This is a genomic window from Pseudomonas sp. BRM28, from assembly GCF_002939405.1.
GTDB lineage: Bacteria > Pseudomonadota > Gammaproteobacteria > Pseudomonadales > Pseudomonadaceae > Aquipseudomonas > Aquipseudomonas palmensis.
This window is the reverse complement of the sequence record NZ_PEFV01000002.1, coordinates 2076-7328: the sequence shown is the minus strand read 5'-3', so window position 1 is coordinate 7328 and position 5253 is coordinate 2076. Positions and strand designations below refer to the sequence as shown.

The following is a 5253-nucleotide window of genomic DNA, read 5'->3' as shown; positions in this document are numbered from 1 at the left end:
GCGGTCCCAGAAGAACTGCACCTTGACCCGGCCGTACTCGTCGCAATAGATCTCTTCGCCTTCGGGGCCGGTCACTACCGCACGTTGTGCACCCAGCACTTTGGGCTTGGGATGCCTCAGCGGCGGACGGTAGGGCACGTCCCACGGCGTGNGCGATGCTGATCTCGCTGGTGGTGTCGTCGATGCGCAGCTCGTTGCTGCGGCTGCCCTTGTATTCCTTGCTCTTGACCGTGGCCAGGGTCTTGAAGTCCGGCAACCGGTACGGCGGCAGGTTGGCGCCGTGGTACAGGCAACCGGTGATCAGCGGCTGGTCGGGGTCGCCTTCCAGAAAGGTGATCAGCACCTCCATGCCGATACGCGGCAGCGAGATGGCGCCGAAGCTGCTCTGGCTGGCCCAGTTGGAGGCCACGCGCATCCAGCAGGTGGTCTTGTCGTCCGACTGGCCTTCGCGGTCCCAGAAGAACTGCACCTTGACCCGGCCGTACTCGTCGCAATAGATCTCTTCGCCTTCCGGGCCGGTCACTACAGCACGTTGCGCACCCAGCACTTTGGGCTTGGGATGCCTCAGCGGCGGACGGTACGGCACGTCCCACGGCGTGGCGTAGAAGCGGTTGCGATAGCCCTGGTGAAAGTCGTCCTTGAGGTCGGTGACGTCGCTGCTGATCACCTCCTCGAGCACCTGCGGCTGCTTGCCTNGCACCCAGCACTTTGGGCTTGGGATGCCTCAGCGGCGGACGGTAGGGCACGTCCCACGGCGTGGCGCAGAAGCGGTTGCGATAGCCCTGATGGAAATCGTCCTTGAGGTCGGTGACGTCGCTGCTGATCACCTCCTCGAGCACCTGCGGCTGCTTGCCTTCGTGCAGCACTTCGGTCAGAAGCCACAGGTCGTTCCACGCCGGGTTGGCATGCTCGGTCAGGCTCAGAAAATGCCCGCTGACCAGGCTCGGCTGGTCGCTGCGGCCCTCGGCCNGCCTGAGTCTGGCTCAACCTGTTGCCCTGATGCCGCACAACCTCGCGGTGCAGGTCATCGCGCTCGTAGGCCAGCAGTTCATGCTGATCGACCGTCATGCCCAACAGATGACCGCTACCGTAGGTCAGCCAGCTGACCTTGTGCCCGTCCGGACGAGTGGTGGAGGTACGCAGGTTGAGGGCGTCGTACTCGTGCTGCCACACCGCGACCATCGGGGTGCCGGTGGCCAGGTAGTGCTGGTGTTCACGAACGAGGTTGCCGGCCTCGTCATGGAACCACTGCAGTTTGCTCGCGGCGTTGATGGCCTGGATCAGCCTGCCGTTGCCGTCGTAGGCAAAGGTTTCTTCCTCGCGCTGGTCACCCTGGCTGGCCACGCGGGAAATGAGACGGCCGACGGGATCGAAGGTGACGTCGAGGCGGCGTTGCCCGACGTGGGTGGAGGTCAGGCGCCCAGTGTTCGTGTCGTACTGGTAGCGCGTGGTGAGGCCGTCGAAGCCGCTCTCTTCCAGCAGACGGCCGACCGGGTCGTAGCGGAAACTGGCGTGGCTTTCGTTTTCGTTTTCCAGGCCCGTGAGGCGGCCCAGTTTGTCCCAGCGGTAACGCAGGGTGTTTTCGGCCGCGTCGACCCGCTCGGCGAGCAACCCGGCGACGGTGTAGGTCCAGGTGGTGCAGCGGTCGAGGGCATCGACGTGGGCCAGCAGGCGACTCTCGGCATCGCGCTCGAAGCGCTCTTCGGTCTTGTCCGGATGGATGACCAGGGCGAGCTGGCCGGCCTTGTACGTGTACTGGGTCTTGTTGCCGGCGGCATCGGTGAACTGCACCAACTGCCCGATATCGTCATAGGCCCATTTGCTGGTCTTGCCCGAGCAGTCGGTGTACTCGACCAGTTGCCCGGCGTCGTTGTACACCAGCGCCTTTTCGTTGCCGTTGGCGTCCTTGATCGCCTTGACCAGACCGGAGGGTGTGTAGGCGAACTCGGTCTTGTTGCCCAGCGGGTCGACGGTTTCGCTGAGGTTGCCCTTGAGGTCGTACTGGCGTTCCCACACACCGGCCTCGGCGTCGCGGATCCTGATCGGGCGACGGCGGTCGTCGTAGGCAAAGTGAACCTGGCTGTGGTCGGCACGGATATGCCGCACCACGCTGCCTTGCTCGTCGTAGTCGTAACGGTCTTCGCTGCCATCGACGTGGACATGCCGAACGATGTGCTTGCGCTCGTCGCGAAAGATCCACTCCGAGCGCTCGTCGGGGTAACGCACACGGTACAGATGTCCAAGGATGTCGTAGTAGTACCAGGTCTCCTGGCCATGGGCGTCGGTGACGTAGGTGAGGCGAATGTTGCTGTCCCACTCCAGGTGCAACTCGTAGCTGCCGTCATCGGCCCATTCGCGGATGGCCTTGGCATCGAACGCACTGCCCTTCCACTCCAGGTTCATGCCCCGGCCGGTACGGTCGGTGTAACGGGTCACCAGGTGATTTTGGTAGTGGTAGTGCCAGGTGCCTGCGTGTTCATCCTGCGCGGCGACCAGGTCGCCATGGGCATCGTAGTGATAGGCACACAGTTGGCGTAGCGGTTGGCCGTCACGCATTTCCCAAAGGCCGGTGATACGGCCATGGTCATCGATCAAGGTGCCTAGGTGACGCAGCACGTCACTCATGTCCCCTTGAAAGGTGATGATGTCGGACAGTACCGGCCGGCCCTCGTGCCGATGCTCGTAATGCAGCATGCAGCCGGCATCGTTCTGCAACAGGATCTTCTGCAGGTAGTAGCGCTCGCCCACGCGCAGATAGTGTTCCTTGCGCACGAAGCCGCGGCAGATCACCAGTTCGTCTTCACGACTGCGAACCAGCAGCAGGTCTTCGATAGCGTTGTACTGCGCCTTCTCGACCTTGGGCAGGTCGAACGCATGGCTACGGCCATCGTAGTCGTGAAACAGTAGACCCGTGCCGACCACATCGATGCAGGTGGTGAACGGCGTGACCCAGCGAGCGCCCAGGTTGCCTTGGTCGTACTCGGCCAGGCGCGAGTGGTAGATACGCTGCCACTCGATGGGAAATGCACCCGGCAGGCTGAAGTCGGTATGGATGATGAATTCCGAACCCAGGGCAAAGCTGATGTGGTTGCCTGAGTGCGCCTTGGGCGCTGGGCGCGGGATCGGGCAGGTATCTGGAAGCGGGCTGGTCGAAGCCACGGCTTCATGCTGCCTGGCCGTCGCCCCCAGCTCCCCCTTGGGTTTCTCCCGTTCCACCTGGGTCACGGTGCCCGGCTTGCTCACGCCCGACTGCCCGTTCTTGTTGCGCTTGCGAAAGCCCTTCACGGCGCCGTCCAGCACATTGAGCATCGAACCGATGCTCATCGCCAGCGACGGGTCCGCCAGCCTGTTCAACTGGCGCGCCAACTCCGGCCCCAGCTTGCGCAACTGCCCGGTCTGGGCCAGTACCTGAGCCTTGATGTCATCCGACACCAGCTTGCTCACGGCGCTGTTCACCACCCCCTTGCCCGCAGCCTTGCAGGCACTGTGCATCGCACCGAAGATATTCCTGATCGCCGCCCTGGGGCTGTGCGTGAGCTGGTCGCCAGCCGCAGACAATTGCTGGCTCATCGCCGTGCGGTCGCTCCTGGCATTGAGCTGGCCGGTGGCCACGGCGTCCAGGCCGTCGGCGATTTCGCCGAGCATCTGGGTGCCCTTCGCACCCGCCGCGTCAAGAATCTCGGCCAGCCTGGGCTTGGCCTGGGTGACGAAGTCGTCGATGGTGCCGGCGATGGTGGCGTTCAAATGGCCGATCAGCACCTGGATAAGCGAGTCGCCCAGCAGCATCTTGGCGCTGTTGCGCAGCTCCTGGCGCACCAGAAACAACGTCGGGCGCAGGCTCATGCGCGCGGCCGCCATGGTCGGCGGTGCCGGCAGTACGCCGATCAGGTTGATGCCCAGGCTGACCCAGTCCAGCACCTCGCGCTGCTTGCTCTTGACCAGGGTGACCACGTCCCCCAGTGCATCCACCAGGGCCATGATGTTGCCCACCACCGGCAAGGCGCCGGCCACGGACTTGATGCGCTCCAGGGTGACGCTGCCACCACTGATCGATTGCAGCCAGGCGTCGAATTCGGCGGCGCCGCGGCCCACGTCCTTGGCGTCGATGGTGTTGAGCGGGGCGACCGCGACCTGGGGTTCGCGGGGTTTGGCGGACTCGCTCATGCCAGCACCTCGCGGCTGGCCAGAGCCTTGGCCGGGCTGCTCGGCAAGGTCGGCTGGGCCAGACCGGGCAAGGTCTTGAGCGCCCTTGCCGCTTCCAGCGACGCCGCTGCGCCGGGCACCACGCTACTGGCCAGGCCGGCCATCGCGGCAGGCTCGCCCTTGAGTGCAGCGCCCACCTGCTGTGCCTGCTGCAAGGCCGCCTGGCCACTTCTGGCCAGTTGCAGCCCGCTGCCCGCAAGCGCCTTGCCATCGTCCATCACTGCAGAGCCACCGGGGCCCATGAGGCCCTGGGCCATTGTCTTTCCTTGTGCCATAACGTCCTGTACCAGTCCTTTGCCCTTGTCCATGCCTTGCTGCACCAGTGCCTTGCCGTTCTCCAGGCCATCCCTGGCCGCGCCCAGCACCTCGCCGACCACTGATTGCTGGCCGGATGCGATATCGTCGAGTGAGGGGCTGAGCGGCCACGTGCTGGCGCCAAAGTGGCTGGCCTCGGCCCAGGTGTCAGCCGGGTCCAGGCCGAAGTCGGCCCACAGCGGGCCGAGGGCGGCACCGCTGGCGAGGTTGAAGCCGTCGGCGTCGAGCGTGCCCTTGATCGATTTGCCCAGTGCATCGGTCACGTCGTAGTCGCCGGTTTTCACGCCTTTGCTGTTGGCGTACTGGTACAGCAACTCCAGATCGCCCTTGCCCGGCTTGGGCGGCTCCGGGAAGGTCCCGGCCAGGCTCTTGGGCCCCACATGGGCGAAGTTCGCCGCGTGCGCGGTGTATGGCCCGGTAGTTACGTGAGTGATGCCGCCGGCGTTGAAAGTGGTGGCGCTGCCGCCGCCTTGGAGTACCAGTTCGGTCTTGGCGGTGAGGGTGATGCGGTCGGCATTGGCGGTGATGTCGAGCTTGGCCAGCAGGTTGATGTTGTCTTTCAGCGCTTTGATATCGATGTCGCCCGACGCCGCCACCAACCGCCAGCCCATGTTCTGCACGAACATCCGCATGCCCTGGCTGGCACTGGCCAGCAGCCGCTTGCCGATCGATAGGCTCGTATGCCCGGTGCTGCTCAACGCCAGGTGTTCACCGGTCGCGACATGCGTCGAGCGC

The 5253-nt window shown here is 64.6% G+C and carries 1 protein-coding gene and 3 pseudogenes; all 4 read right to left on the bottom strand.

Annotation, left to right across the window (positions count from 1 at the left end; genetic code table 11):
- Nucleotides 1–150, bottom strand: a pseudogene (locus CR917_RS27895) (hypothetical protein); the annotation flags it as partial.
- A 25-nt stretch (nucleotides 151–175) separates the two neighbouring features.
- Nucleotides 176–974: pseudogene (tssI, locus tag CR917_RS28335) on the bottom strand (type VI secretion system tip protein TssI/VgrG); the annotation flags it as partial.
- Nucleotides 973–4164 (bottom strand): annotated as a pseudogene (locus CR917_RS26955) (DUF6531 domain-containing protein); the annotation flags it as partial. The pseudogenes CR917_RS26955 and tssI, both read right to left, overlap by 2 nt.
- Nucleotides 4161–5253 (bottom strand): DUF2345 domain-containing protein (locus tag CR917_RS26950; protein WP_256589798.1); only part of this gene is annotated, 1093 nt, incomplete at its 5' end. The pseudogene CR917_RS26955 and the gene CR917_RS26950, both read right to left, overlap by 4 nt.